This window comes from Candidatus Accumulibacter contiguus, assembly GCF_036625285.1.
In the GTDB taxonomy this organism is placed as follows: domain Bacteria; phylum Pseudomonadota; class Gammaproteobacteria; order Burkholderiales; family Rhodocyclaceae; genus Accumulibacter; species Accumulibacter contiguus.
In genome coordinates this window covers 719003-743738 of record NZ_JAZKUC010000001.1, presented here as the reverse complement: position 1 = coordinate 743738, position 24736 = coordinate 719003, and the positions used below count along the sequence as shown (strand labels likewise).

25 protein-coding genes and 1 pseudogene are annotated in these 24736 nt (G+C 62.4%); 19 read left to right on the top strand and 7 right to left on the bottom strand.

Features of this window, described 5'->3' with window-relative positions; translation table 11 throughout:
* The first annotated feature begins 98 nt into the window (after positions 1 to 98).
* Positions 99 to 1286 carry an IS4 family transposase gene (locus V5B59_RS03570; RefSeq protein WP_332351557.1) on the top strand — a complete coding sequence of 396 codons (1188 nt, stop codon included), beginning with the start codon at positions 99 to 101 and terminating at the stop codon, positions 1284 to 1286.
* A 53-nt stretch (positions 1287 to 1339) separates the two neighbouring features.
* Here V5B59_RS03570 and V5B59_RS03565 read toward each other — a convergent pair whose 3' ends face one another.
* Positions 1340 to 1588, bottom strand: coding sequence for a hypothetical protein (locus tag V5B59_RS03565; protein ID WP_332351593.1), 249 nt, complete (start codon positions 1586 to 1588; stop codon positions 1340 to 1342).
* A 174-nt stretch (positions 1589 to 1762) separates the two neighbouring features.
* Here V5B59_RS03565 and V5B59_RS03560 point away from each other — a divergent pair, with 174 nt between their 5' ends.
* The 6 genes from V5B59_RS03560 to V5B59_RS03535 all read left to right on the top strand — a co-directional run bounded on the left by V5B59_RS03560 (position 1763) and on the right by V5B59_RS03535 (position 6984).
* A complete protein-coding gene (locus V5B59_RS03560; RefSeq protein ID WP_332351592.1) occupies positions 1763 to 1960 on the top strand; it encodes a type II toxin-antitoxin system HicA family toxin in 198 nt (65 codons plus the stop codon).
* Complete coding sequence (locus V5B59_RS03555; protein ID WP_332351591.1) at positions 1957 to 2196, top strand: hypothetical protein; 240 nt, start codon at positions 1957 to 1959, stop codon at positions 2194 to 2196. The genes V5B59_RS03560 and V5B59_RS03555 overlap by 4 nt, the downstream gene beginning before the upstream one ends.
* A 121-nt stretch (positions 2197 to 2317) precedes the next feature.
* On the top strand, positions 2318 to 2611 hold the full coding sequence (locus V5B59_RS03550; protein WP_332351590.1) for a toxin: 294 nt from the start codon (positions 2318 to 2320) through the stop codon (positions 2609 to 2611).
* On the top strand, positions 2598 to 2927 hold the full coding sequence (locus V5B59_RS03545; protein ID WP_332351589.1) for a CopG family antitoxin: 330 nt from the start codon (positions 2598 to 2600) through the stop codon (positions 2925 to 2927). The genes V5B59_RS03550 and V5B59_RS03545 overlap by 14 nt, the downstream gene beginning before the upstream one ends.
* A 119-nt stretch (positions 2928 to 3046) precedes the next feature.
* A complete protein-coding gene (locus V5B59_RS03540; RefSeq protein WP_332351588.1) occupies positions 3047 to 4447 on the top strand; it encodes a 3' terminal RNA ribose 2'-O-methyltransferase Hen1 in 1401 nt (466 codons plus the stop codon).
* Positions 4444 to 6984 carry a polynucleotide kinase-phosphatase gene (locus V5B59_RS03535; RefSeq protein WP_332351587.1) on the top strand — a complete coding sequence of 847 codons (2541 nt, stop codon included), beginning with the start codon at positions 4444 to 4446 and terminating at the stop codon, positions 6982 to 6984. Before V5B59_RS03540 ends, V5B59_RS03535 begins: the two co-directional genes overlap by 4 nt.
* Before the next feature lie 428 nt (positions 6985 to 7412).
* Here V5B59_RS03535 and V5B59_RS03530 read toward each other — a convergent pair whose 3' ends face one another.
* Both V5B59_RS03530 and V5B59_RS03525 read right to left on the bottom strand, forming a co-directional pair.
* On the bottom strand, positions 7413 to 8519 hold the full coding sequence (locus tag V5B59_RS03530) for an IS91 family transposase (RefSeq protein WP_332351586.1): 1107 nt from the start codon (positions 8517 to 8519) through the stop codon (positions 7413 to 7415).
* Positions 8516 to 9426, bottom strand: a pseudogene (locus tag V5B59_RS03525) (tyrosine-type recombinase/integrase). The gene V5B59_RS03530 and the pseudogene V5B59_RS03525 overlap by 4 nt, the downstream one beginning before the upstream one ends.
* A 60-nt stretch (positions 9427 to 9486) precedes the next feature.
* Here V5B59_RS03525 and V5B59_RS03520 point away from each other — a divergent pair.
* From V5B59_RS03520 to V5B59_RS03490, 7 genes are all read left to right on the top strand, one after another.
* A complete protein-coding gene (locus V5B59_RS03520; protein WP_332351585.1) occupies positions 9487 to 9618 on the top strand; it encodes a hypothetical protein in 132 nt (43 codons plus the stop codon).
* Between the two features lie 3 nt (positions 9619 to 9621).
* Positions 9622 to 9903, top strand: a complete 282-nt coding sequence (locus V5B59_RS26090; RefSeq protein ID WP_408612884.1) for a DUF4258 domain-containing protein — start codon at positions 9622 to 9624, stop codon at positions 9901 to 9903.
* A gap of 1 nt (position 9904) precedes the next feature.
* On the top strand, positions 9905 to 10174 hold the full coding sequence (locus tag V5B59_RS03510) for a type II toxin-antitoxin system MqsA family antitoxin (RefSeq protein ID WP_332352167.1): 270 nt from the start codon (positions 9905 to 9907) through the stop codon (positions 10172 to 10174).
* A gap of 127 nt (positions 10175 to 10301) precedes the next feature.
* Entirely contained in the window at positions 10302 to 10790 is a 489-nt protein-coding gene (locus V5B59_RS03505) for a type II toxin-antitoxin system VapC family toxin (RefSeq protein WP_332351584.1), read from the top strand.
* Complete coding sequence (locus V5B59_RS03500; protein ID WP_332351583.1) at positions 10783 to 10983, top strand: hypothetical protein; 201 nt, start codon at positions 10783 to 10785, stop codon at positions 10981 to 10983. Before V5B59_RS03505 ends, V5B59_RS03500 begins: the two co-directional genes overlap by 8 nt.
* A gap of 1064 nt (positions 10984 to 12047) precedes the next feature.
* Positions 12048 to 12353, top strand: coding sequence for a hypothetical protein (locus tag V5B59_RS03495; RefSeq protein ID WP_332351582.1), 306 nt, complete (start codon positions 12048 to 12050; stop codon positions 12351 to 12353).
* The gene (locus tag V5B59_RS03490; protein WP_169070181.1) at positions 12346 to 12552 is read left to right on the top strand and encodes a hypothetical protein; all 207 of its coding nucleotides are present in this window, start codon (positions 12346 to 12348) and stop codon (positions 12550 to 12552) included. Before V5B59_RS03495 ends, V5B59_RS03490 begins: the two co-directional genes overlap by 8 nt.
* A gap of 388 nt (positions 12553 to 12940) precedes the next feature.
* On the opposite strand, the gene V5B59_RS03485 is transcribed toward V5B59_RS03490, so the two are convergent.
* From V5B59_RS03485 to V5B59_RS03470, 4 genes are all read right to left on the bottom strand, one after another.
* Entirely contained in the window at positions 12941 to 13729 is a 789-nt protein-coding gene (locus V5B59_RS03485; protein WP_169070182.1) for a DUF2189 domain-containing protein, read from the bottom strand.
* 117 nt (positions 13730 to 13846) lie between these two features.
* On the bottom strand, positions 13847 to 14491 hold the full coding sequence (locus tag V5B59_RS03480; RefSeq protein ID WP_169070183.1) for a 3'-5' exonuclease: 645 nt from the start codon (positions 14489 to 14491) through the stop codon (positions 13847 to 13849).
* Between the two features lie 50 nt (positions 14492 to 14541).
* The gene (locus V5B59_RS03475) at positions 14542 to 18051 is read right to left on the bottom strand and encodes an SNF2-related protein (protein WP_169070184.1); all 3510 of its coding nucleotides are present in this window, start codon (positions 18049 to 18051) and stop codon (positions 14542 to 14544) included.
* A 230-nt stretch (positions 18052 to 18281) separates the two neighbouring features.
* The gene (locus V5B59_RS03470; RefSeq protein WP_169070185.1) at positions 18282 to 19916 is read right to left on the bottom strand and encodes an ABC transporter permease; all 1635 of its coding nucleotides are present in this window, start codon (positions 19914 to 19916) and stop codon (positions 18282 to 18284) included.
* Positions 19917 to 20250: 334 nt separating this feature from the next.
* Here V5B59_RS03470 and V5B59_RS03465 point away from each other — a divergent pair, with 334 nt between their 5' ends.
* The 5 genes from V5B59_RS03465 to V5B59_RS03445 all read left to right on the top strand — a co-directional run bounded on the left by V5B59_RS03465 (position 20251) and on the right by V5B59_RS03445 (position 24708).
* On the top strand, positions 20251 to 20556 hold the full coding sequence (locus V5B59_RS03465) for an AAA family ATPase (protein ID WP_332352166.1): 306 nt from the start codon (positions 20251 to 20253) through the stop codon (positions 20554 to 20556).
* Positions 20513 to 20665, top strand: a complete 153-nt coding sequence (locus V5B59_RS03460) for a hypothetical protein (protein ID WP_308240098.1) — start codon at positions 20513 to 20515, stop codon at positions 20663 to 20665. The genes V5B59_RS03465 and V5B59_RS03460 overlap by 44 nt, the downstream gene beginning before the upstream one ends.
* A 391-nt stretch (positions 20666 to 21056) precedes the next feature.
* Complete coding sequence (locus V5B59_RS03455) at positions 21057 to 22973, top strand: glycosyltransferase family 39 protein (protein ID WP_169070186.1); 1917 nt, start codon at positions 21057 to 21059, stop codon at positions 22971 to 22973.
* Positions 22970 to 24211, top strand: a complete 1242-nt coding sequence (locus V5B59_RS03450) for a glycosyltransferase family 9 protein (protein ID WP_169070187.1) — start codon at positions 22970 to 22972, stop codon at positions 24209 to 24211. The genes V5B59_RS03455 and V5B59_RS03450 overlap by 4 nt, the downstream gene beginning before the upstream one ends.
* Positions 24208 to 24708, top strand: coding sequence for a GtrA family protein (locus V5B59_RS03445; protein WP_169070188.1), 501 nt, complete (start codon positions 24208 to 24210; stop codon positions 24706 to 24708). Before V5B59_RS03450 ends, V5B59_RS03445 begins: the two co-directional genes overlap by 4 nt.
* Positions 24709 to 24736: the final 28 nt, after the last annotated feature.

Genomic DNA, 24736 nt, shown 5'->3' with positions numbered 1-24736 from the left:
TACCCAGGTAAGATTTTATATGCCAAGATCTTTATGTCAATGTCGTTGACTCGTTCTCTAACTTCCTTTTTTCTCAAGCTTTTTTCATTCAGTCGCGTTTGACGGAGAAGGCTTTCTCCCGAACAGGCATCCTCAGTTTTCCCCGCCTGATCGCCTGCCTGCTCGGTGGGTACACGTCCAAAGTGCAGTCTGAACTGGACGCCTTCTTCGCCAACCTGGCGAACCGCGCCGACCTGGCACGAGAAGTCTCGGCGCAGGCCTTTGCCAAAGCCCGGAAGCAGGTGTCGGCCGCCGCCTTCTCGCTTCTCAACGATCATTTCCTCACCCTGGTCGATGCGCAGTTCGGCTTTCCTCTCTGGCACGGGCTGCGCGTCGTCGCCGGCGATGCCACGGACTTGCACCTGACCCTGTTCGGCAAGACCCGTGACGGCAAGCGCTCCGTCCGCCACAAGATCGAGGCCAAAGGCTTCGCGCTCTATCTGCCCGGGATCGAAATGACCCTGGCCGCCAGGCTCTACTCCACCGACGTCGGCGAGCGCCAGATGCTCTTCGAACACCTCGACAAACTCCGCCACAATGACCTCCTCGTGCTCGACCGCGGTTACCCAGCCTACTGGCTCTTCGCCGCCTTGTGGCAGCGAAAACTCCATTTCTGCATGCGGGTCGACAGCCTCAATTTCAACGTCATCAAGACATTCCGCCGATCCGGCCTGCTTGAGCAAATCGTCACCCTGCCAGCCCCCTGCAAACAGGACGCGCTCGATTACGAAATTGCCCGCACTCCTTGCCAGGTTCGACTCATTCGCCAGGTGTTCGGCCACAAGGTGCGCGTTCTCGTGACCTCGCTCCTCGATCTGGATGCCTACCCCGCCGCCGCCTTCGGGGCGCTCTATCACTCCCGCTGGAGAATTGAGGAAGCCTTCAAACGGCTCAAGCACCGTCTGGCCCTCGAACACCTGTCGGGCATGTCCTGGCTGGCCGCACAACAAGACTTCGGCGCAAAAATCCTCTGCGACAACCTCAATGCTCTGGCCGTCCATGCCGCCAGTGAATCCCTCGATCCCAATACCCGCGCACGCTACTTCATCAACCGCGGCGACACCTTCTCTCGCATCAAGCGCACCCTCGGACGCTGGCTCCTCCAGGGCATCAATGCTCTCGACAATGTCGCCTCCGTCTTCGACGAACTCATCAAGAACCTCGTCCAGATAAAACCAAACAGGTCATCTCCCAGAAATTTCACCAAAAAACCACATTTATCACATGCTTACAAAAACGGGGTATGACTATGTTCTGATAGGTTGAGAGCATTGCCCCACCAACCCCCTCGGCTTCGACACTAAATTAATACACCCTGGTGTCTCATAATTATTGACAGGCTCCGCACCTGCTCGATGAACAGACGTAGGGTCGTCACTGGTGGATACAGCCGGTCACGGTAGGCCTGGCACTCCGCCGCTATCACCGCCGCCACGCTCTCCGCCAGCAATACCCCAGACAACGCACCGCACCCACCCTGCGCGAACTGATGGCGCAGCTTGAGCGCTTCGCGCCGCAGGCTTTCCTCTCGTTTGTTGATAGGCTTCATATCTGGCTAACCTCCTTGCTGAGTTGCCTCCACCTCCAACCTTACGTACACTATAAACCTCTCCGGCGATGCATTTCGCCTAACGTAGCGCCATGAGGGCCAGGGTCCAATTAAATTCCTTACCTTGCCGTTGCTGCTATCCGCCTTAGGCAGTCTGTTTTATACAACTACGCGATGCCAAAGAAGATTAGAGAACTGATAAAAGACCTTGAACAAGCCGGTTTCGTCAACCGTGGTGGCAAAGGAAGTCACCGGAACTTCGTTCATCCAAAACTGACGAGGCCGCTTGTAATTTCAGGCCAGCTTGGTGCGGATGCTCTGCGTTATCAAGAGAGAGCAGTCAATATAGCCATAGAGGATTCAACTAAATGAGTGAAAGTGCCCGTTACGTGAAAATCGTGGAGTGGTCTAATGAAGATCAGTGCTTTGTCGGTAGTTGTCCTGGTCTGTTTTATGGAGGCTGTCATGGCAGCGATGAAAAGCAGGTCTTCGCGGAGCTCTGTGAAATCGTCGAGGAAACCCTCGATCTGTATGCACAAGACGGTAAAGCTTTACCTCCTACAACAGCAGGCAAAGACTACGCTAATAAAATGCTCAGTTTCGCCTAACTTTGCGGTCCACTGGACGCTGCGCGATAAAGCCGCGCAGCGCCAGTGACCTCCACGTTGGGCGTCTCAGTCTCAGGCGTCATCTGGTGACAAAAGGCACACAGCGGTGTAGCATGCCCCGATGAAGCCATTCCGGTGGGGCACAGAGAAGAATGAAGCGCTCAAGGCTGATCGGGGCATTTCCTTCGAGAGCGTCGTGGTGGCAATCGAGTCCGGCGGGCTGCTCGACATCCTGGCCCATCCGAACCAAGCGAAGTACCCGCGGCAGCGCATCCTCGTCGTCGCTGCGGACAACTACGCTTACTTGGTGCCGTTCGTCGAGGAGGAAAACTACTTCTTCCTCAAGACAATCATCCCCAGTCGCAAAGCGACTCGGGACTATCTAAACGAAGGTGAAGCCGATGCCGAAGACTGATGCCGACGAAGAAGAAGTTCTTGCTGCGTTCGACAGCGGAAAGCTTAACTCGGTCGCGACCAAGGCAGAGCTTGCCAAGTTGAAGGCGGCTGCGCGTGCCACTGCCATCAAAGACCGCCGTGTGAACATCCGTCTGTCGTCGGGGGATCTGTGTGACATTCAGGTCAGGGCACTCGAAGAAGGCGTTCCGTATCAAACGCTGATCGCCAGCGTTCTCCATAAGTACGTCACCGGCCGTCTCACCGAGCGCCCCGGCCCGAGCGCGAAGTCAGCGGCGAGCCGGTCCCCGAAGCGGCGCAGCACATCTGCAAGCTGATGGTGTACTCTTCGGTACAGGCGCCCAACCCGGCGCTGCAGGCGACCGGCCGCATAAAGCCGCGTCCGTCGCCTGAGATTTCACGTTGGGCAGCCGAATGAAACCGATACGGCTTACTCATGTTGTTGACGATCACTAGCACGACCGCGCCGGCCACAGACCTCGGGTACTTGCTGCACAAGAACCCGTTTCGTGCGCACGCGTTTGGCCTCACCTTCGGAAAGGCGCACGTCTTCTACCCTGAGGCCGAGTCGGACCGCTGCACCGCCGCTCTGCTCCTTGACGTCGATCCGATCGGGCTCGTGCGGGGTCGGAAGGGCCCTGCCGGCGAGGGACGGACCCTCGAGCAGTACGTCAACGATCGGCCCTACGTGGCGTCCTCGTTCCTCAGCGTCGCGATCGCGGAGGTGTTCGGGACGGCGCTCTCGGGGCGCAGCAAGGAGAGGCCCGAGCTGGCGAGCCGCGAGCTTCCGCTCAAGGCTCGCCTCTCGGTTCTTCCCTGCGGCGGCGGCGAGGCATTCCTGCGGCGGCTCTTCGAGCCTCTCGGCTACGAGGTGAGCGCCCAGCAGCACGCCCTCGATGAGAAGAACGGCGACTGGGGCCCGAGCCGCTATTTCACCGTAACGATCACGGGCACCAAGCGGCTCTGCGATCTGCTCACGCATCTCTACGTGCTTGTTCCCGTTCTGGACGACGACAAGCACTACTGGGTTGGCGACGACGAAGTCGACAAGCTGGTTCGCCGGGGCGAGGGATGGCTGGCGACGCATCCCGAGCGCGAGGCCATCGCGCGGCGCTACCTGAAGCACCAGCGCAGCCTGGCTCGCGATGCGCTCGAACGGCTGATGGCTGACGAGCTGCCGGCAGCCGACGAACTCCAGGCCGCGCACGCCCAGGAAGAGGCGGAGATCGAGAAGCGGATCAGCCTGAACGAGCAGCGCATCGGAACGGTGATCGCCGCTCTCAAACAGAGCGGCGCCAAGCGGGTCCTGGACCTCGGCTGCGGCGAGGGCCAGCTCGTTCGAGCGCTCCTCAAGGAGAAGTCCTTCGACGAGATCGTCGGCGTCGACGTGTCTCATCGAGCCCTGGAGATCGCCAGCGATCGGCTCCGGCTCGAGCAGATGCCCGAGAAGCAACGGGAGCGCATCAAGCTCTTCCAGGGTTCCCTCATGTATCGAGACAGGCGGCTCACCGGCTACGAGGCCGCTGCGGTCGTCGAGGTGATCGAGCACCTGGAACCGCCGCGACTCGCGGCGTTCGAGCGAGCCGTGTTCGAGTTCGCGCGTCCGGGCACGGTGATCGTGACGACGCCAAACGCCGAGTACAACGTGAAGTTTGAGAACTTGCCCGCGGGCCGTTTCCGCCACAAGGACCACCGTTTCGAGTGGTCGAGAGCCGAGTTCGAGGCGTGGGCGCGTGGGATCGCCGATCGCTTCAAGTACAGCGTCCGCTTCGTCGCGGTGGGTCCCGAGGACGCGGCGGTCGGTCCACCGACGCAGATGGCAATGTTCGCGCGATGAAGATCACCATCCCCGAACTCTCGCTCGTCGTGCTCGTCGGTCCTTCCGGTGCAGGCAAGTCGACCTTCGCCCGGAAGCACTTCAAGGCGACCGAGGTGCTTTCGTCCGATTTCTGCCGGTGGCTCGTCAGCGACGACGAGAACAGCCAGGCCGCGACCAACGATGCGTTCGAGGTGCTGCACTTCATCAGTGCGAAGCGACTCGCCGCGAGCAGGCTCACCGTTGTCGATGCGACCAACGTCCAGCCAGAGGCAAGGAAGCCTCTCGTGGCTCTTGCGCGCCAGTACCACTGCTTGCCGGTCGCGATCGTTTTCGATCTGCCCGAGAAGATCTGCCACGAACGCAACAGGGAGCGGCCCGACCGGGATTTCGGACCCCACGTCATCCGGCAGCAGACCCAGCAGATGCGTCGCTCGCTCCGCGGGCTCGAGCGCGAGGGGTTTCGGCACGTCTTCGTGCTGGCATCCCTTGAAGACGTCGAGAAGGCGACCGTCGAACGGCAGCCGCTCTGGAACAACCGGCGTGACGATCACGGCCCCTTCGACATCATCGGCGACATCCATGGATGCCGCTCCGAGCTCGAGACCCTCCTTGGACGGCTGGGCTACGACGTCGGCGCAGCCCGGCATCCGGATGGGCGCAAGGTCGTCTTCCTCGGCGATCTGGTCGATCGCGGTCCTGACATCCCGGGCGTTCTCCGGATCGTCATGAAGATGGTCGAGGCCGACAGCGCGCTCTGCGTCCCCGGCAATCACGAGATGAAGCTGCTGCGCAAGCTGCGCGGCAAAGACGTCCAGATAACCCACGGCCTCGCGGAATCCGTCGCGCAGCTCGAACGAGAGCCGCCGGAATTCCGGAAGACCGTGATGGACTTCATCGACCACCTCGTCTCGCACTACGTGCTCGACGACGGCAAGCTCGTGGTCGCACACGCCGGCATGAAGGAGTCGATGCAGGGTCGCGGCTCCGGCAAGGTTCGCGACTTCGCCCTGTTCGGTGAGACCACCGGGGAAACCGATGAGTTCGGGCTCCCGATCCGCTACAACTGGGCCTCCGAGTATCGAGGGCGCGCGATGGTCGTGTACGGGCACACACCCGTTCCCGAGCCCGAGTGCCTCAACAGCACGATCAACATCGATACGGGGTGCGTGTTCGGCGGTCGGCTCACCGCGCTTCGCTACCCGGAAAAGGAGATTGTCTCCGTTCCGGCGGAGCGAACCTGGTGCCAGCCCGCGAAGCCGATCCTCGAGCAGGGCTTCCAGGTACCGGCCCTCACGGCACAGCAGGAACAGGACGACGTTCTCGACATGGAGGACGTGCTCGGCAAGCGCATCGTTACGACGCGCCTCCATCACACCGTCACCGTTCGCGAGGAGAACGCCATCGCCGCGCTAGAGGTGATGAGCCGGTTCGCGGCGAATCCGAAGTGGCTCATCTACCTGCCGCCGACGATGTCGCCGTCCGACACCGCGCCGAACGGAGGGCTACTCGAGCATCCGGCGCAGGCGTTCGCCTACTACCGACACGAGGGCATCCCGAAGGTCATCTGCGAAGAGAAGCACATGGGTTCGCGCGCGGTGATCATCGTGTGCCGTGACACGGGCGTCGCCCGAAGGCGGTTCGGCATCGTCGAGGACGAGGACGGCATCGTCTACACGCGCACGGGCCGTCGGTTCTTCGATGACCTGGGGCAGGAGAGGGGGCTGCTCGATCGAATCCGCCGCGCCGCCGACCAGGGCGGTATCTGGGACGAGCTCGCGACCGACTGGCTGTGCCTGGACTGCGAGCTGATGCCGTGGTCCGCGAAGGCACAGGAGCTCCTCAGGACCCAGTACGCGGCCGTAGGTGCTGCCTCCCGCGCGGCGCTGCGCGAGGCCTTCTCGGCGTTGGAACGCGCGGCTGCTCGGGGCGTCGACATAGGCTCGCTCAGGGAGCGCACCCGCGATCGCGCGCAGCTCGCAGAGAAGTACGTCGACACTTACTGCAGGTACTGCTGGCCCGTGACATCGCTCGAAGATCTCCGAGTCGCGCCGTTCCACCTGCTCGCGAGCGAGGGGAAGGTTCACATCGATCGGAGCAACTCGTGGCACATGGAGATCCTCGCGAAGCTGAGCCTTGCCGGCGATTCGATCCTAATGGCCACGTCGCACCAGGTCGTCGATGTGACGGATGCCGCATCCGAGGCTGAAGGCGTTCGCTGGTGGGACGACCTGACGGCTCGCGGCGGTGAAGGGATGGTCGTCAAGCCCATGGAGTTCGTCGCCCGGGGCCGACGCGGCATCGCGCAACCCGCGGTGAAATGCCGCGGGCCTGAGTATCTGCGGATCATCTACGGCATGGAGTACACGCTTCCCGAACACCTCGAGCGCCTGCGTTCGCGCGGGCTGTCCGCGAAGCGGTCCCTCGCCCTCAGGGAGTTCGCGCTGGGCATCGAAGCTCTGGAGCGCTTTGTCCGGAAGGAGCCGCTCCGGCGCGTTCACGAGTGTGTGTTCGGCGTGCTCGCCCTCGAGAGTGAGCCGGTGGACCCCCGTCTATGAGGTCACCCTTGTTCATCCCTCGATCGCCAACGATCGCACGTTGTCGGAGACTTCTTCACGGCGTCCGAGTCCAGTGCTCCCTTCAAGCTGTTTTGTTGATCTACCGTTGCGGTGGCTGCCCAACGAATAAGGTTAGATCGTGCGAGCGAAGCGAAGCCGCGATCTGAACCGTTTGTTGGACGAGCCCGGATTCGGAGGGAAGCGGCGGGGGAGAGGAGTACAGAAAATATGTTTCGCGGAGCAGGCCCCGCCAGGGATCTGGCGAGGCGTCGGGAGCGAGCGGGTCGGTGCGCGGAGTGACGTTGGGGTGGTTTTCGGACGCTGGAGAGGGCTGTTTTGCTCTGCGGGAGCCGATTTTTCGGCAAACGATCACCTCCGCTAGGGAACGGATGTCCCGGAAAGAGCGCCAATAGAGTCGCGTTACCTGCTTAGCCCTCCTTCGGCGACGGGTCGTTCGGCGGATTGGCAGGAGAAATGTGGCGCAGACGGGTGCGCACGATCACCATCACCGCTCCGCAACACGGACAGAAGATCGGAGCACGGTCGTTGACGTGCGGCGCCACAGAACGAGGAACGACGTGGAGCACTACCTGGAGCAAGGCGATCAGGCGCTTGCTGTTTGGGTGGAGAAACCCGAAGCATCGCACGCGATGAAAACCCTTGGGCAGCACATGCTGCAGAATTAACCAAAGGAACTGCGGACCGGGAACGGTGCGCTTTTCACTCCTTCCCGTGCGGGCGTTGCGATAGCGGAAGGTGACCTGACCGTTCTCGCAGGCGAGGATGTCTTTCTCTGCGATGACGCCTCGGTACAAGTACCGCCCCAGGTAGACCAGCGCCGGCTCCCCACTGCCGACCGATTTGATGTGTACCACCCACTTTCGGGGATGGTGGTGCGGGAGCGCCAGTCCCTGCGCCTCGATCGCAGCGAGCACCTTCGCGCGAAACACCTTGGCCAGCGCTCTCTCGGGAAACAGATAGACCCGCCCGGATTTTCCCTGGCGTTTCGTTCGCCAGCACTTCTTCCTCTGATCGACCACCGCGGCGGGCATCAGCAGATGGACATGAGGGTGGTAGTCCAGTTGCCGCGTGTTCGTATGCAGCACCGCGATGGCCCCCGCATCGCCCTCCAAAGACTGGTCGTTTTTGGCAAACGTACGGACGGTTTCCCAACTCGCGCGCAACAGCAAGTCAAAGACGACGCCGGGGTGCGCTCTCGCCAGATCCCGAAACTCTGCCGGAAGCGTAAACGTCAGCAGAAAGTACTCGGCAGGCAACCGCTTCTGGACCTGACGTTCGAGCCATTCCTGGCTTTCGTGATGTTGGCAATGCGGGCAAAGGCGATGCCCACAGGAATGCGGGATGACCACCTGATGGTCGCATTCGGTGCATTGCACTTCGAACTTCGCGCTCGCTTGCGTACGACATTGCGCGATCGCCGCTAGCGCGCGAAGAGGTTCCGCGGAGATTTGATTGGCGTACTGCGCCAAGAAGTCCGCCTCAAAGGCGGCGAAGACCGAAGCCAGCCGAATCATTTGACGTTCCCCCAGGCGATGGGGAAGCGGTCCATCAAGCCATTGATCCGTTCGATGGCGTGGTGCTTGGTTTGGTCTGTCAGATGGGTGTAACGGGCCGTAGTGAGAATCGAATGGTGACCGAGAAACTTCTGTACCTCGATCAGATCGACGCCGGCTTCCATGAGATGGGTGGCGTAGCTATGCCGCAAGCTATGAGGCGTAATGTTTTTTTTACCCCGCAGGCGTCGACGACCTTGTGCAGGGCCTTCTGCACGCCGCCTGGATCGAGCGGCGAGGTGGCCAGCGCGGCGCCTTTCAAACCGCCGGCGCGGTTGGGAAAGAGAAGCACCGGGTGACGATGGAGCTGCCAGAAGCGTCGCAAGCTTGCGAGCGTCGCCTTTGGCAGGGGCACCAGGCGATCCTTGTTCCCTTTGGCATCGCGAATATGCACGCGCTCGCGCGCCGCGTCGATGTCCCCCACTTGCAGCCGCAACCCCTCGCCCAGGCGCAGGCCCAGACTGTAGAGGGTGAAGAAGAACACCCGGTAGCTCGCCACACGCGTCTGCCGAAAGATTCGTTCGGCTTCCGAGACGGTGACGATGTCCGGCAAGTGCTGGCTCCTGGGCGGCCGGATCAGGTCCGGCGCTACCCACGGTCGGCGCAAGACGTGCTCGTAGTAGAACTTCAAGCCGTACAGATCCAGCTTGACCGAACTCCACGAGTGCGACGACACGAGTTGCGTGAAGTAGTCCAGCAGCTGCTCCTCGGTCAGCTCGTCAATCCGATGATGGAAGTACGCACCCGCCCGCCGGATCGCGCGTGCGTAGGCCTCAATCGTCTTGGGCTGTAATCCCTGGAGCGTCAGATGCTTCAGGTGCTGCTGGTAGTTCTTCTCAAACCTCTCTGCTGCGGACAATCCTTCCATTTTCCGGTAACCTCACGTTTCGTCAAAGAGACCCCTCGTCCGAGGGAGTGAGGCTCCATTTTGAAGGCAGAGACGCAACCGCGCATCCTCCGCGTAGCGGCTTCGTCCAACAACAGCATGCCGCGGGCGGCGCTGCGCGCCGCCGCTGATGCTGAGCGTTGGGCGCTGACGCTGCTGAACCGCTACACTTGAGGAGTGGCTCAATCTACTATCGTCCGAATCCGCAACTGTGTTCGTTCACTGAACTACGTTGTGTCCATCCATGCTGTAGAAGAACTTGACGATGACAACCTTACGATCCTCGATCTCGAAAACATTCTTCTCACCAGCGAAGTCGTCGAGCGCCAGCGCGACCGCAGGACGCACGAGCGCAAGTTCGTCGTCCGCGGCGCCACAGTCGGCGGACTCCAGGCCGAGGCAGTCGTCAAGTTCGGCCCGCTCGGCAATCTCTTCGTCATCACGGTCTACCTTGTCTGAAATGCTCTGTGCCTCATGCGGCCGTCCAGGCGTGCAACTGCGCAGGGTAACTCGCAGTTCCGGACAAGGTTCTTCGCTTCTGGTGATAGAGAACATCCCCATGTGGTCGTGTCCTCACTGCGGAGAGTCGTACTTCTCGGCTCAGACACTCCACGAAATCGAACGTATTAAGGCTCTTCGGAAGTCTGTCGCTGTTGATCGCTCGGTTCCGGTTGCAGTGTTTCAAGAAGCGCACGCCCAACCCGGCGCTCCATGGGACGTTGCGCGATAATGCCGCGCAGCGCCCCTGAGCTTTCACGTTATGAAGTGAAAAAGGGGCCAGGGTCGGTTTTCCGAAAAGTCGGCGCTGGCGAGACGGCAAAGGCGGAACAACAGACTACGGTTTTTAAGGTGTAAGTATGGACAATCCACTGCCATCGGTCTATGTTGAAACCTCCATTGTGAGCTATCTTTCTGCACGAGAGAGTAGTTCCTTGCTTGGTGCGGCTCATCAACTGGTCACTCGGAGGTGGTGGGATCGTCGCAACCTTTACCGTTGTTTTGTGTCTGATGTGGTTATCAGAGAATGTAGGGCAGGTGACCCGACTGCCGCCCTTCGTAGATTGGACGCAGTGCGCGAGTTTTCGTCATTGGCTATCAACGACCAAGCCATTGAGATTGCGGAATCACTGCTAGCTCTGAGCATTGTCCCGAGGAAAGCCGCTGAAGATGCCTTGCATGTTGCAATTGCTACTGCCCACGGCATGGATTTCTTGCTGACCTGGAATTGCCGCCATATTGCCAATCCGATAATTCAGGCACGAATCGCCGCACATCTGGAAAGCATTGGCTTGCTGCTACCATTCATCTGCACACCGGAAGAACTGCTGGGAGAAGAAAGTGAATGACGAGATCATCGTTGAGGTAAGGGCGATCAAGGAGGCGTTAGCCGAAGAATCTGGTTTTGACATCCGGCGCATTGCCGAAGAGATTCGAAAATCTGAAATTCAAAGCGAAGCGGAGGGCTGGAAACACATTTCTGCCCCGTTACAGCCGTTGCCCAACTCTGCATTCCAGCGGACTCGCTTCGCTCACCGCTGAATTTGAACGTTATGCGTCTTGATGTCGCTCGACGGTGTGCGAAGGAATGAAGATCTGCTCCGCCATTGCGTTGGAAAAGTGGACGCCGAACTTTTCCTCTTCGGGACAGACGAGTCCGACGTGGACGAGGTCCCGCTTCGACGGCGTCGAACTGTTCAACTCGCTGGAGTGGATCGCTTGGGCTGTAAACCCTGTGCAAGTGTCGCTCTGCGATGCCTGCGGCTATGAAGGTTGCGCCTCAGGTGGGTACGTTCACATTAGCTACCTTGATGACCTCGTACTTTGGACAACGCCTCAAATCGACGCCTCGGATGAATCGGCGATTGCGCAGTATGCTCCAGCGTGGCCGCTGAAGCGGTTCGGCGCGCTGGCTATTCCGAAGAGCACCTGGGATCAGTGGCGCTCTGTCGCGCCTCTTCCGGAAGCGTCCTCATTAGCTGCTCCAAACGGTGTGGCCATCGCTGATGCCTGGTGCTTAGGCCCGGGGCGACCGACGCGCATCAGCGAGCTTGTTCCGATGCTTAGGAGTCGGTTACTGGCATGCGACTCCCTAGAGACCGAGGACGCGATCGAGCGGGTTGAGCGATGGATAAAGCGCCTCGTAACCTCTCCGGAGCCTTGGGTTGGTGGTGCGATACGTTTGCCTAGTGCAATTGGGACGCGCGTCGAGACGTTGTATTTCGACGGGCCTTCTGATGAAGACTGGCCGGCGTTGGCGGTGCAGAACGGAGCGGACTATCCTGTCCTTGATCGAGAACATGCGTTCATTCCTACGTCGCGAGACGCATAAGGTTTTAGAGGTTTTAGGGGACAGACCACGGTTTCCGAAAAAGGACCAACTTCATGAAGCGCAAAGTCTACGTTGAGACCTCCGTCATTAGCTACCTGACCGCACGCCCCAGCAAGACCATTATTGGCGCTGCCCATCAGCAAATAACGCTGGCTTGGTGGGAGCTACGCTCGGACTATGAAAGCAAATAACGCTGGCTTGGTGGGAGCTACGCTCGGACTATGAACTTTTTGTTTCTCAATCTGTTTGGCAAGAGTGCGCCGCTGGCGATCCGGTGGCTGCGGAGAAAAGGCTTGCGGCACTTGAGGGGATACCCGTCCTCGCGGTAACGCAAGACATGATTCGCTTGGCCGGATCGCTTATCGAGCAAGCCATCATTCCTGCCAGGGCGATCGAGGATGCGCTCCATATTGTTGTTTCGACACTGCATCACGTTGATTTCCTTCTGACCTGGAATTGCCGTCACATTGCCAATCCAGTGATTCAGGAAAAGATCGCCGTGTATCTTGAACAGTTCGAATTGTTCCTCCCGATCATATGCACCCCCGAGGAACTTCTTGGAGGAAGTGACGATGACTGACGAAATCATGATGGAAGTCCATGGCATCAAGGATGCGATTGGCGCCAAGTATGGCAATAATCTGGACGCACTGTTCAAAGAGATACAACGTGGCGAGGCCAGACTGAAGGCGGCCGGCGTCCAGATTGTGCCTCCCCCCGCCAATCCAACAAATTTGCCCAACACTGCATTGCAGCGGACTCGCTTCGCTCACCGCTGAATTTGAATGTTGGGCGTTGGCGCCACCAAGTATTCGTCGTGTGCTTGGCCACCGGCTGGGGTTCTTCGGGCAAAGCACGGGTCACCGTGGCGCTTGCCTGCGGTAGCGTGCCTGCCCGAACCAGGGCCGCCTGGGTCGGGGGGGTACGAAGGGGGAGCGCTTTCGGTCGGCGCGCTGGCAGCGTGGCGTTTCGGGTCGGGCCGGTCCGTGGCCGCGTCGGGTCCGCCACACGAGCGGGAGGTTTTTGCTGGTTCCCCGTCCAACTTCTCATCACGCCAAGGCCCTGAAGTCCTTATTGAGCCTGAACTTCCAAACCCTCCCGAAGGCTAAGATTATGACCATCTAAAATATAGTTTGTCAGAGTAGCCTGGTCAGGCTGCGATCGCGCTCAGCACAGGTCGGTCTTCTCCTCGTCGGCCACGACTTCGCGGTAGACATGCCAGCTCGCGTGCCCCACCAGGGGCATGGTCACAATCAGCCCGAGAAACAGCGTTGCAAAACCGATGGCGGCAAGGACCGCGATGCAGGCAGCCCAGAGCAGCATCGGGCCGGGGTTGCGAGCGCAGGCAAAGAGACTGGCGATCGCCGCCGTGATTGCATCGGTCTTGCGGTCGAGCATCATGGGCAGGGCGATGACACTGATTGCGAAAACGAAGCAGGCGAAGAAACCACCGACGGCAAAGTAGACGATCGCAAAGTCGGCTTGCTCGAAAGTCAGAACGGTGCGCACGACTTCAGCAAAGCTGGGCAAGCCGCCGGCGAAGAAAAGCGCAAAGACAATGATCGACGCGCGCGCCCAGATCAGCAGGACCACCGCCAGCAGCGCTGCAAACACGCCAATGTTGGCCAGATTCGGGCGCCAGGCGACGAGGGTCGGAGCCAATCGTGGCGGCTCGCCGATTTCGATGCGCCGACTCAGGTCGTAGAGCCCGAATGACAGAAAAGGGCCAAACAGCAGGAAGCCGGTCGCCAGCCCTGCAAAAAGTGCAGAGGCGTGCTCGAAAACCACCTGCATCAACCAGCCGGCGGCGGCAAAACACGTGCCGTAAAACAGACTGGCAAAGCCGCTCTGACGACAGTCATGCCAGCCGGCCTGCACCCAGCCGAAGACGGCTCTGGCATGGACCTGGCGGATGGTCGGGAAGCGGCTCGCGGTAGGGTCTGGTGTGTGGTTCATCGGCTGGCTTCGCCATTCCCTGCCGAGTACTGGCACATCGGTGCGACCGCGATGCGCTTGGCGAGGGGGAGCTTGCCTGGTGATATTGGAGAACAAGGTTGGTTCATGATGGGTCCTTCAGGGGTGTGTCAGAGGGTTCAAGCCAGGCCAGGTGCGTCGCTTGAAGCTGTCGACGAACTTGTCGAGCGTCTTGCAGGGCGCGGTCTGGATGCGCCGCATCAGATCCAGCGGCACCTCGGGCAGGGCGAAGTCGTGCTGCAACTTCTGCTCCATGCGCAGCCAGAGCAGGGCGGTCATTTCGGCATCGGCCAGCGCCCGGTGGTACTGGCCGGTCGCTTCGATGCGGGTGTGCGCGATCAATGTTGCCAGGCGGTGATTGGGCGCTTCCGGATAGACGCGGCGGGCCACTTTCATCGAACAGAGCAGCCCGGTCGGACAGGATTCACCGATGCGGTCGAGTTCGGCGCTGAGGAAGCCGTGGTCGAAAGAGGCATTGTGGGCGACCAGCGGACGCCCGGCGATGAAGTCGAACAACTGGCGCATCACCGTCTCGGCCTTGGGCGCCTGGCGGATCATCAGGTTGCTGATGCCGGTCAGTTGCTGGACGAAGAGTGGAATCTGGCGGCCGCCGTTCATCAGGCTCTGAAAACGGTCGATGATTCCCGTTTCGTCGATCACCACCGCCGCGACCTCGGTGGCCCGGTCGCCCATCATCGCCGACAGTCCGGTGGTTTCAAAGTCGATGATCACCCGTTCACGCATACCGCCTCCCATCCTTTCCTCAAAATCTGCTCGATTCTGCCTGTTGGTACTCAATGCAGGGTGAACAGTTCTTCGAGTTCATCGCTGCCGAGATTGCCGATCCATTGTTCGCCGGCGCCGACGGTCAGGTCGGCGAGTTCGCGCTTGGCGCGGATCATGTCGTTGATGCGTTCTTCAAAAGTGGCGCGGGTGATCAGGCGATGCACCTGTACATTCTGTTGCTGGCCGATACGGTAAGCGCGGTCGGTGGCCTGTGCCTCGACCGCCGGGTTCCACCACAGGTCGTAGTGGATCACGTTGGCCGCCGCCGTCAGGTTGAGACCGGTGCCACCGGCCTTCAGCGAGAGGATGAACACCCGCTCGGTGCGATCGTTCTGGAAACGTTCGACCAGGGCATCGCGCCGGATGCGCGTCAGGCCACCGTGCAGGAACAGCGGTTCGCGTCGCTGCCGTTCGCGCAGCCAGCCACAGAGCAGTTCGCCCATTTCGCGGAACTGCGTGAACACCAGCACCTTGCCCAGGCTCGCGTGGATGTCTTCGATCAGTTCGAGGAAACGTACGGCCTTGCCCGACAGCGCTGCGTCGGCATCTCCCTGTTTTAGGTACTGCGCCGGGTGGTTGCAGATCTGCTTCAGCGCCAGGATCATCTGCAGCACCAGCCCCTGCCGCCGGAAGGTCTCCGATTCGCCAGCAATGGTCTGCAATCCTTCCTGTACCACCGATTCGTACAGCGCGGTTTGCGCCCTCGACAGGCTGCAGTACTGATCCTGCTCGATCTTGTCCGGCAGGTCACTGATGATCGTCTTGTCGGACTTCAGCCGGCGCAGCAGGAAGGGGGCGGTGACACGCCGGAAGCGCTGCACCACCTGCTGGTCGTGATCGGTCTGGATCGGCAGCGCGTATTCCCTGACGAACTGCGGCAGTTTGCCAAGATAGCCGCGGTTGGCGAAGTCCATGATGCTCCAGTATTCCGAGAGACGGTTCTCGACCGGTGTGCCGCTCATGGCAATGCAGGTCGTCGCCGGGATGGCCTTGACGGCCCGGGTCTGGGCGGTCGCCGGGTTCTTGATGTTCTGCGCTTCGTCGACGATGACCACCCGCCAGGGCAAGGACTTCAGCGCGGCGCCCTCGCTGCGCGCGACGCCATAAGTGGTGAGCAGCAGGTCCGGTCGCTGCTCCCCCGGACGTGTCGCGAGTTCGCGGCGGCTGCCGTGGAAAACGGCAACGCTCAATTCCGGGGCGAAGCGGGCGAGTTCCTTCTGCCAGTTGGTCAACAGGCTGGTAGGAACCACCACCAGCACTCTGGCCTCGGCCAGGGCGCCATCCTCCTTGAGTTTCTGCAGCATCGCGATCACTTGCACGGTCTTGCCGAGCCCCATGTCGTCGGCGATGACGCTGCCGAAGCCGAGCCGGGCATTGCGATAGAGCCAGGCGTAACCGCGCTCCTGGTAAGGGCGCAGCCTTGCCTGCAGGGCCGCCGGCAGGGCGACCGCGCCGGCTTCCAGCAACTGCTGCAGCAATTGCTGCGCCGCGGCATCGAGGCCGATCGGCGCGCCCGCGTATTCACCAGCGAGAGCGACGCGCAGCAGTTCGCTGCCGGGGAGTTCGGTGGAGTGCGCGAGCCGGGCACGCAGACGCTCGATCTCGGCCGGGTCGAGATAGACATAAGTGCCCTTGAAGCGGATCACGCCGGTCGCCTCGCGCACCAGCCGTTCGAACTCCTCGCGCGACAGCAGATACTCGCCGACCGCCACCCGCCAGTCAAAGGCGAAGACGTCATCGGCGTTGAAGAAGCCGCCGCTGTCCGGTGCCTGACCCTTGATCTGCAGTGACAGGCGTGGCCGCAGCAGACGCTCCAGCGCTTTCGGAAGCAGCGTCCGGATGCCGAGCAGACGCAGCACCGGCAGGGTGTCGAAGAGCAGGTCCGGCAGCTCGTCGGCGGCAATGCGCAGCGGTATGCGCGCGCCGGCACTGACATAGCGGTTGAGCGGCGGATAGAACTCGGCGAGCAGCGCCACCGTTTGCAGAATCCCGAAACGTGCCTGCGACCAGGCAGGATCGCGGAGTACGGTCGCCAGAGCGACCGGCACTTCGAGGGCATTGTTGCTTTCCGCGGCCAGTGCCAGCGCAAAGTCACCGGCATCACCGTCATCGCTGGCGGCACACTCGTCGAGGCAGAGCACCGGCGCGTGCTCACGGCGGGCAAGATGAAAGCGTGCCAGCCAGGCGTGGATGCCGGCGGCAATCGACCCTTCGCCGGGTCCGTCGTAGCGCGCGCGTCCGCTGACGAAGAACAGCGCCAGCGTTTTGTCGCCGGCGGGTTTCTCCTGGCCGGCCCCGCAGTACGCGTGGATGAAGTGATCGAGAAGCAGCGAGCACAGCGTCGTCGCCTGCGCCTCGGCGCTCAGGGCAAGCGTCTTGCGGCCCTGGCGCAGTAGCACCCGTCCGGGCGGCAACCCATCCTGAACCCGCTGCATCAGTTCGCGTACTGCCGGATCGAGGGTCGCCGGCAGCCAGCGCAGACCAGCCTCGTGCCCCTGTAGCGAGAAGATCTGCGGGACGACTGCGCCGCGGGCGAGCAGGTGCAGGGCCAGCAATCGCAACGGCTGCAGTGCCGCGAGTTCGGGCTGGAAGTCGGGCAGGCGGGCTGGGGAGAGGTTCGCGAGAGTCGCCAACAACGCCGGCCAGTCGCTGATCCCGGCGACTCCGCTGAGCGTGCACGCATACTCGGAGTTGATCACCAGGCATGGGCGGTCGTCGGGCGAGAGTCCGCCGGTCTCGTCGCCTGGCGCCGCGGCGAGCGCCTGCCGGGCCGCTTTCGCGACGCGTGCCAGCAAACGCCCCATGAGCATGCGGAAGTCTCCCGTCGGGAAGAACGGCGGTTGCGCCGACAGGACGCGCAGCAGCGGTTCGGACAGAGCCGGCACGAGCGAGAAATCGATGCCGTCGAGCAGTTCGGCATCGGCGCTCACCCGCTCGTCGCCGGTGGGCAGGAGTTCGCTCAGGGCGGGCAGCGCGCTGCCGGCATCTTGACCGAGCTGAATGTCGCGCGACTTGAGGGCGGCGGCGAGGTCGATCCCGCGCAGGGAAAACACCAGGAAGGGATTGCCGTCGATCTCCCGACTCAACAGATAGATCGCCGCCGCCAGGTGCTTGCACGGCACCGCCCAGTCCGGGCACGAACAGCGCAGGTCGAGATCCTGCCAGCGGGTCGGGAAGACGGCGATGCCAAGTTCGCTGGCCAGCGCCAGCACTGCCGGATCGAGTTGCCGATTGAGCATCTGGGCGATCAGCGCGGGGTCGGCAGCAATCCGGTCGAGCAGGCGGGTCACGGCGCGTGCCGCGATCGGCGGCACGGTGATGGTCACCCGGTAGGGCTGGATGCGCGAACCCTGCACGCTGGCCAGGATCGTGCCACCGCTGACCGTCAGGTTCCTGACCGCGCCCTTTTTGGCGTAGCTGCGACCACGTGGCAGGCGGTTGGCGAAATCGATCTGGGTCAGGGCGTTGAGCCATTGCTTGCCCCACCAGGTCTGTCCAAATGCCGAATGGGTCAACATTGCGCTGTCATCATCGGGGCAGAGAAGACAGACGACGCCCATCGCATTGCCCGCCTACCGGTGACCATCGGCAAGTGCCTGTGGCGGTCGTGACCAGCCCTTTGCTGATGACCGATGTAGGTTCCATCTCGCGCTCCTCCTCATACCCGTCAGGGATTGTAGCGAACTTATGCGCTTGGCGGAGCCATGTTTTCTTTCATGATCGGGGGTGCCTGAAAAAGTCATGACCGTTAGCGGCGCGCGTGCGATATCTGGCGCGACAGCGCGATCAGCGGCAGCAGGCCGACGGCGACAATCGCCAGCGAGACGCTGGCCGCTTCGGCGAGTCGCTCGTCGGAAGCGAGCGTGTAGGCCTGCGTCGCCAGCGTATCGAAATCGAAAGGGCGCATCACCAGCGTCGCCGGCAACTCCTTCATCACATCGACGAACACCAGCAGGCAGGCCGTGAACAGGCTGCCACGCAGAATCGGCAGATGCACTCGCCGCAGTGTCGCCGCCTGGCCGAGTCCCAGGCTACGCGCCGCGTCGTCCATGCTGACGGTGATTTTTGCCAGACTGGTGCCCACCGACTGCAGGGCGACCGCCAGGAAGCGCACCAGATAGGCATAGACCAGGGCGGCGATGCCACCGGTGATCAGCAGCCCCGGGTTGTCGCCAAACCAGTTCTGCCATTGCCCGGCCAGCCAGTGGTCGAGACGCGTCACCGGGATCAGTACACCGACGGCGATCACCGAACCCGGTACCGCGTAGCCCAGGCTGACCAGACGATTGAGTGTCGGCGCCAGCAGCCCGTTTGACAGGCGCGCACCATAGGCAAGCAGCACCGCCAGGGCAACGGCGATGATCGCGGTCAATCCTGCGAGCAGGAAACTGTTGCGCGCCAGAGCGACGAAATGCGCGCCGAACTGCGCATCGACGTCGGTTAGCGCCAGTCGCAGCAGCAGCCAGGCAGGCAGCAGAAAGCCAATGCCCAGCGGCACGGCGCAGCTTGCCATGGCCAGCCAGCCTCGCCAGCCCGGCAAGCGCTGACGGGCGATCGATCGCCGGCGTCCGCTGGTGTTGTGAAAACGCGAACGACCGCGTGAAGCGTGTTCGATCAGCAGCAGCACGATGACAAAAGCGAGCAGCGCCGCTGCCAGTTGCGCGGCCGCAATTCGATCGCCAAGAGAGAACCAGGCACGATAGATGCCGGTAGTGAAGGTCTGCACGCCGAAGTAGGAAACCGTCCCGTAGTCGGCGAGTGTTTCCATCAATGCCAGGGTTGCGCCGGCTACGATCGCAGGCCTGGCCAGCGGCAGGGAGAGCCGGAAGAAGCTGCGCCAGGAGCCGAAACCGAGGCTGCGCGAGGCTTCCAACATGCCGCTGGCGCGCTCGCTGAAAGTCGTACGCGTCAGCAGATAGACATACGGGTAGAGGACGAAAACAAACATGGTGACCGCACCGGCGAGGCTGCGTACCTCGGGAAACCAGTAGTCTGCCTTGCTCCAGCCGAAGAATTCGCGCAGGAAGCTCTGCAGCGGGCCGACAAACTGCAGAAAGTCGGTATACACATAAGCCAGCACATAAGCCGGCATGGCCATCGGCAATACCAGTGCCCACTCGAAGACACGCCGCCCCGGAAAGTCGTGCATTGCCGTCAGCCATGCCGTGGCCACCCCGACGACGATCACTCCGAGGGCGACAGCGAGACACAACACCAGGGTATTCGCCACGTAGTCCGGCAGCACCGTCGCCGCCAGATGCGACCAGGTTGCGCTGGTCCCGCCGCTGAGGATATTGGTCAGAACGCTCGCCACCGGCAAACCAACCAGGGCAGCGACGGCAGCAGAGATGGCGAGCAGGGGATTGAGGCGCGGCTTGATCATGGTTCTATGCGTAAATGAGAATTATAAGCGGCGTGGAAGGTATCATTCTTCTCATCCGTAGCGTTACCGTGAAAGAAGCGGTTATGCATTCGCTGCGATAGGCGCTCGTACACCCTTTCGTCGACCGTACCCTGGTGAACCAAGTTCAGCATGTCGACTGTTGAACGGACTTGACCGAAGCGCTTGATGCGGCCAATTCGCTGTTCAAGTCGGGTTAAGCAATTTGCTGATCGAGCCTGCGCCGGCACCGGCTTGGTCGCTCGATGACTTTCCGCATCTGGCCACCGCCGGGCAGCGGCTGGTAACCGTACTGAAGCGCGCTGCTCAGGATGGCGTGGCTGGAGTCAATGGTCTGTTGTTCGGCCCGCCCGGCACCGGCAAGACCGAGTTCGCCCATGTGCTGGCCGATGCGCTCGACCGCGAACTGGTGGTCCGACAGTCTTCCGACCTGGTGTCGAAGTATGTCGGCGAAACCGAGCAGAACATTGCGCGGCTGTTCAATACCGTGGATGCCGAAGTCATTGCCCCAGCGTGCGGCGATGTTTGCCCGCGAAGCCCTGGGCGACATTGGCCTAGCCGAAGGTTTGCCGGCGCCGATGCTCAATCGCCTGACCACACAGGAGCAATTGACGGCGGGTGATTTTGCCAATGTCTGCCGGCAACGGGAACTGTTGGACGAGGCTCTGATGCCGGAGGAATTTCTGCGACTACTGGTGCAGGAATGTCGCTGGAAATCGGTGGCCGCGTAATCGGATGGCAGTATCCGTGTTCGATCAAGAGATTGGCGAACCCGCGATCCGCCATCACTAAATCGGGGCAAGAAAATTCTGCCCCGGTTTACAGCACAGCTGTGGCAAGAGTTTGCGAGGAGTGCAAATGTCTCATCCTGAACCGCCTGCAGCGCATCGGGAGGTTGTCTTCTGCCTGAGTTTTGGGTACATTCGCGGCCTTGCGTTGCAAGGGTTCGCAACGCCGGGCCTGGTCCACGATATTGCGACCATCGCGCTGCTCTACGGCTGCTGGCAGTAGAGGGCACGGCTGCTGACTCATTGCTCCGCCGAGAGAGAGCGTCAACTGGAAGACCATAGAAACCGCCTCTCGCCGGGTTCTCCCGCCGATGTGCAGGCCGCGACCAGCGGCATGCGTTCGCTCGCCGCACTGGCGCACACCGACCCCGCGTTCCTTCGGCGCTGGCGCTTTGCTGCCGGCGCCGCTGCACTCGCCGATATGCTGGCCTTCGCGCTCCTGCACGGCGCTGGCGTGTCGCTCGAATTCGCGCAGGCGCTGGCCTTTGCCGCTGCGCTGCTGGCTGCGATCAGCGTGCTGCGAGGGATCCGCTGCGCGCACCGCTGGGCGACGCTGTGCTTCGTCGTCGCGCTTGCCTATCCGCTGCGCGCCGGCGTGCTCTCGCTGTTCGCGGCGCAGTGGCCGCCTCTCGTGGCGATCGTGCCAGCGGCGCTGGCGGGTGCATTGACCTTGCTGTTGGGTGGCACGGCGACCGGCGCGAGTACGCGACGGCAGGATTTTGCCGTTGCGGTGCCATTGGCGGTGGTCTACCTGCTGGTGCTGCGCCTGGTCTACCTCGGGCAGATCGAGCTGGCGCCGCAGGAGGCGTACTACTGGAACTATTCGCAGCATCTCGACATCGGCTACCTCGATCATCCGCCGCTGGTCGCGTGGCTGATCGCGGCAACCTTTGCCCTCGGCGATGGCGAGTTTTTCGTGCGCCTGCCGGCGGTGCTCGCCTGGGCGGTGATGCTCGCTTTCGCCGTCGCATACGCGCAGGACATGGCCGGGCGCGGCAACGCCCTGCGTTGTGCCCTGCTGGCCGCGACACTGCCGTTCTTCTTCGGGATCGGGGTGATGATCACGCCCGATGCGCCACTCGCCGCTGCCTGGGCGGCTGCGCTGTTCTTCCTGCAGCGCGCGCTGCTCGGTGAACGCCCGCTGGCCTGGCTCGGCGCCGGGCTGGCAATCGGCATCGGCATGCTCGCCAAATACTCGATGGTGCTGGTGCCGGCGTCCGCATTCGTCTTCATGCTCGTCGATGCGCGTTCGCGCCGCAGCCTGCTCTCGGCGTGGGCCTGGGGTGGCGTACTCGTGGCACTGCTGGTGTTCTCGCCGGTAATCGTCTGGAACCTCCAGCACGACTGGGCTTCATTCGCTTTTCAGGGGTCGCGGCGGCTGGCGGCGCGGGCGCCACAGTTCAGCCTGCCGGAGTTTCTGGCTTCTGCACTCCTGCTGCTGACGCCGCTCGGCGTGCTCGCCCTGTGGCGCTGGTTGCGACCACAGGGCGGCATCAGTTCCACTTTCCAGGTGGTGCCGGCCAACGACGAACCGAGCTTGCTGGCCGGAAGGCGACGCCTGTTCATGCAGGTCTTCACGCTGCTGCCGCTACTCGTCTTCGCGGTATCGAGCCTGCGCGCGGAGACCAAGTTTCACTGGACCGGGCCGATCTGGCTGGCGATTCTGCCGGTGCTCGCGGCGACGATGTCGCGGCCGGGGCTCGGCGAAGGCGCGCTCGACCGATGGCTCGCCCGCGGCTGGATGCCGCTGCTGCAGGCGCTGCTGCTGGTCTATGCCTATGGCCTGTTCTACTACCCGGTCTGGGGGCTGGCCGGGCTGCGCCTTCACCACACCTACCTGGAGATGGGCTGGCGTGACCTGCGCGGACAGGTGCAGGGCATCGAGGAGGCAGTGCTGCGGGAAACCGGCAGCCGTCCCGCCATCGTCGGCCTCGACAAGCACAACACCGCCGACGAGATGGCTTTCTACGATCCACGTGGCGACGGTGCCCGCGACACCGCCAGCCGGCACCTCTTCTTCAACGAAAACGCCGTGATGTACGAATTCTGGTTTCCGCGTTCGGCATTTGCCGGGCGCGATCTGATCGCGGTCTCGGGCTGGCGCGGCAACCTCGAAGATCCGCGTCTGCCCGCCATGGCCACGCGCCTCGGCCCGGTGCAGGTGCTCATCGCCAGGAAGGGCGGCGTCGCCGTCGCCACCTACTATGCGCGGGTGGTCTATGGCTATCGCCCGGCGCCGCTGCCACAATGAATATCAAGCTTCAGCGCGCCATTGATCGTTACCTCGGCGTGCCGCTGTGCGCGTTCGCCTCGCTGTTCGAACGGCTGCGCGCGTGGCGTGCTGCGCCGCAGCCGCCGGCATCGCCACCGCAACGCATCGTCGTGATCCTGCTCTCGGAGATGGGCAGCCTGGTCCTCGCACAACCGATGATCGCGCTGCTGCGCGCACGTTATCCGGAAGCCTCGCTGCATGTCCTGCTGTTCGGCAAGAATCGCGAGGTTCTCGATCTGATGGCCAGCGTTCCGCCGGAGAACGTCATCGCCATCGACGACCGCTCGCTGGGCGGGCTGCTGCGCACCCTCATCGCCGCGATCCGCAGCTTGCGCCAGTTGCGACCGGATGCCGTGCTCGACTGCGAACTCTTCGCGCGCATCAGCAGCCTGCTCTCGTGGCTGTCCGGGGCGCCGCTGCGGGTCGGTTTTCACCGCCATACGCAGGAAGGGCTGTACCGTGGTTCGTTCATCAACCGGCCAGTGCTCTACAACCCGTATCGCCACCTGTCGCTGCAGTTCCTGACGCTGGCGCGGGCCATCGAGTCGCAGACCCATCCGCTCGACAAGGAGAGCCTCGACGAGGGACCGCTGCCGGCGCCCCTGCCAGCATTCCGGATGGGCGAGGTCGAAGCCTTCGGAACGCGCTTCGGCGAAGAATTTCCGCGCATCGTGGGACGGCGGCTGGCGCTGCTCTACCCGAGTGGCGGCATCCTGCCGATTCGCGCCTGGCCGGTGGCGAACTGGCGGCAGGTGGCCAGCGGTTTGCTCGCCGAGGGCTACGCCGTGGCGATCATCGGCCTGCCCTCCGACAAGGCGCTCGGTCGAGCACTCGCCGAAGCAGTCGCGCATCCCGACTGCATCGACCTGACGGGATACACGAAATCGGTGCGCGAACTCGTCGCGCTGCTCGGGATCGCCGCGCTCCTGGTCACCAACGACGGCGGGCCGGCGCAGTTTTCTTCGCTGACCGCAGTCCCGACGGTGGCCTTGTTCGGCCCCGAGACACCGCTGCTCTACGGTCCACTCGGTGAGCACGCACGCTGCCTGCATCTCGCACTTCCCTGTTCGCCCTGCCTGACCGCGTACAACCACCGCAACTCGCCCTGCGACGGCGACAACCAGTGCCTGCAGCGGATAGTGCCGGCGCAGGTGCTCGCCGAGGCGCGCATCGTCGTCGCCAGTGCCCATCCGCAGGCCGACAGGGATACGGCATGACGTGCTTCGAGAGGCTCCGGCAACTGCCGCTGCTAGGCCGTCTATTACGTCACCGCTTCATCAAGTTCGGGGTTGTCGGCGCGTCCGGAACGCTGGTCAACGTGGCCGTCCTCTACCTCGCGCAGGAGACCCTGTTCGTGGCCATCGCGCCGCCGTCGCTGCGCCTCAACCTGTCGCTGGCGGTTGCGATCTTCTTCGCCACGATCAACAATTTCCTGCTCAACCGCGCCTGGACCTGGCTCGACCGGCGAGCGCATGTACACACCCCGATCCTTCTGCAGTTCGGCCAATACACGATCGCCTGCTGGCTTGGCATCGCGCTGCAGTTCGCGCTGACGCACGCCTTCGCCAGCTATCTGCATTATCTGCTGGCGAACGTACTGGCGATCATCATTGCCAGCGTCGCCAACTTCGTCCTCAACGATCACTGGACCTTCGGCCGCCTGCGCCTGCTGATCCGCCGCTGGCGTCGCCAGCACCCGCAGCATGGCGAGTAGCCCGGTTTTTATCGCCTTATCTACCGCT

Bases quoted from the DNA above. Each gene is read 5' to 3' on its own strand.
- V5B59_RS03565 (WP_332351593.1), bottom strand. From the start codon at position 1,588: ATGAAGCCTATCAACAAACGAGAGGAAAGCCTGCGGCGCGAAGCGCTC.
- V5B59_RS03555 (WP_332351591.1), top strand. From the start codon at position 1,957: ATGAGTGAAAGTGCCCGTTACGTGAAAATCGTGGAGTGGTCTAATGAA.
- V5B59_RS03485 (WP_169070182.1), bottom strand. From the start codon at position 13,729: ATGAACCACACACCAGACCCTACCGCGAGCCGCTTCCCGACCATCCGC.
- V5B59_RS03445 (WP_169070188.1), top strand. From the start codon at position 24,208: ATGACGTGCTTCGAGAGGCTCCGGCAACTGCCGCTGCTAGGCCGTCTA.
- V5B59_RS03535 (WP_332351587.1), top strand. From the start codon at position 4,444: ATGAAGATCACCATCCCCGAACTCTCGCTCGTCGTGCTCGTCGGTCCT.
- V5B59_RS03455 (WP_169070186.1), top strand. From the start codon at position 21,057: ATGCGTTCGCTCGCCGCACTGGCGCACACCGACCCCGCGTTCCTTCGG.
- V5B59_RS03505 (WP_332351584.1), top strand. From the start codon at position 10,302: ATGGACAATCCACTGCCATCGGTCTATGTTGAAACCTCCATTGTGAGC.
- V5B59_RS03545 (WP_332351589.1), top strand. From the start codon at position 2,598: ATGCCGAAGACTGATGCCGACGAAGAAGAAGTTCTTGCTGCGTTCGAC.
- V5B59_RS03490 (WP_169070181.1), top strand. From the start codon at position 12,346: ATGACTGACGAAATCATGATGGAAGTCCATGGCATCAAGGATGCGATT.
- V5B59_RS03560 (WP_332351592.1), top strand. From the start codon at position 1,763: ATGCCAAAGAAGATTAGAGAACTGATAAAAGACCTTGAACAAGCCGGT.
- V5B59_RS03450 (WP_169070187.1), top strand. From the start codon at position 22,970: ATGAATATCAAGCTTCAGCGCGCCATTGATCGTTACCTCGGCGTGCCG.
- V5B59_RS03530 (WP_332351586.1), bottom strand. From the start codon at position 8,519: ATGATTCGGCTGGCTTCGGTCTTCGCCGCCTTTGAGGCGGACTTCTTG.
- V5B59_RS03550 (WP_332351590.1), top strand. From the start codon at position 2,318: ATGAAGCCATTCCGGTGGGGCACAGAGAAGAATGAAGCGCTCAAGGCT.
- V5B59_RS03480 (WP_169070183.1), bottom strand. From the start codon at position 14,491: ATGCGTGAACGGGTGATCATCGACTTTGAAACCACCGGACTGTCGGCG.
- V5B59_RS03475 (WP_169070184.1), bottom strand. From the start codon at position 18,051: ATGTTGACCCATTCGGCATTTGGACAGACCTGGTGGGGCAAGCAATGG.
- V5B59_RS03510 (WP_332352167.1), top strand. From the start codon at position 9,905: ATGCTCTGTGCCTCATGCGGCCGTCCAGGCGTGCAACTGCGCAGGGTA.
- V5B59_RS03460 (WP_308240098.1), top strand. From the start codon at position 20,513: ATGCTCAATCGCCTGACCACACAGGAGCAATTGACGGCGGGTGATTTT.
- V5B59_RS03540 (WP_332351588.1), top strand. From the start codon at position 3,047: ATGTTGTTGACGATCACTAGCACGACCGCGCCGGCCACAGACCTCGGG.
- V5B59_RS03470 (WP_169070185.1), bottom strand. From the start codon at position 19,916: ATGATCAAGCCGCGCCTCAATCCCCTGCTCGCCATCTCTGCTGCCGTC.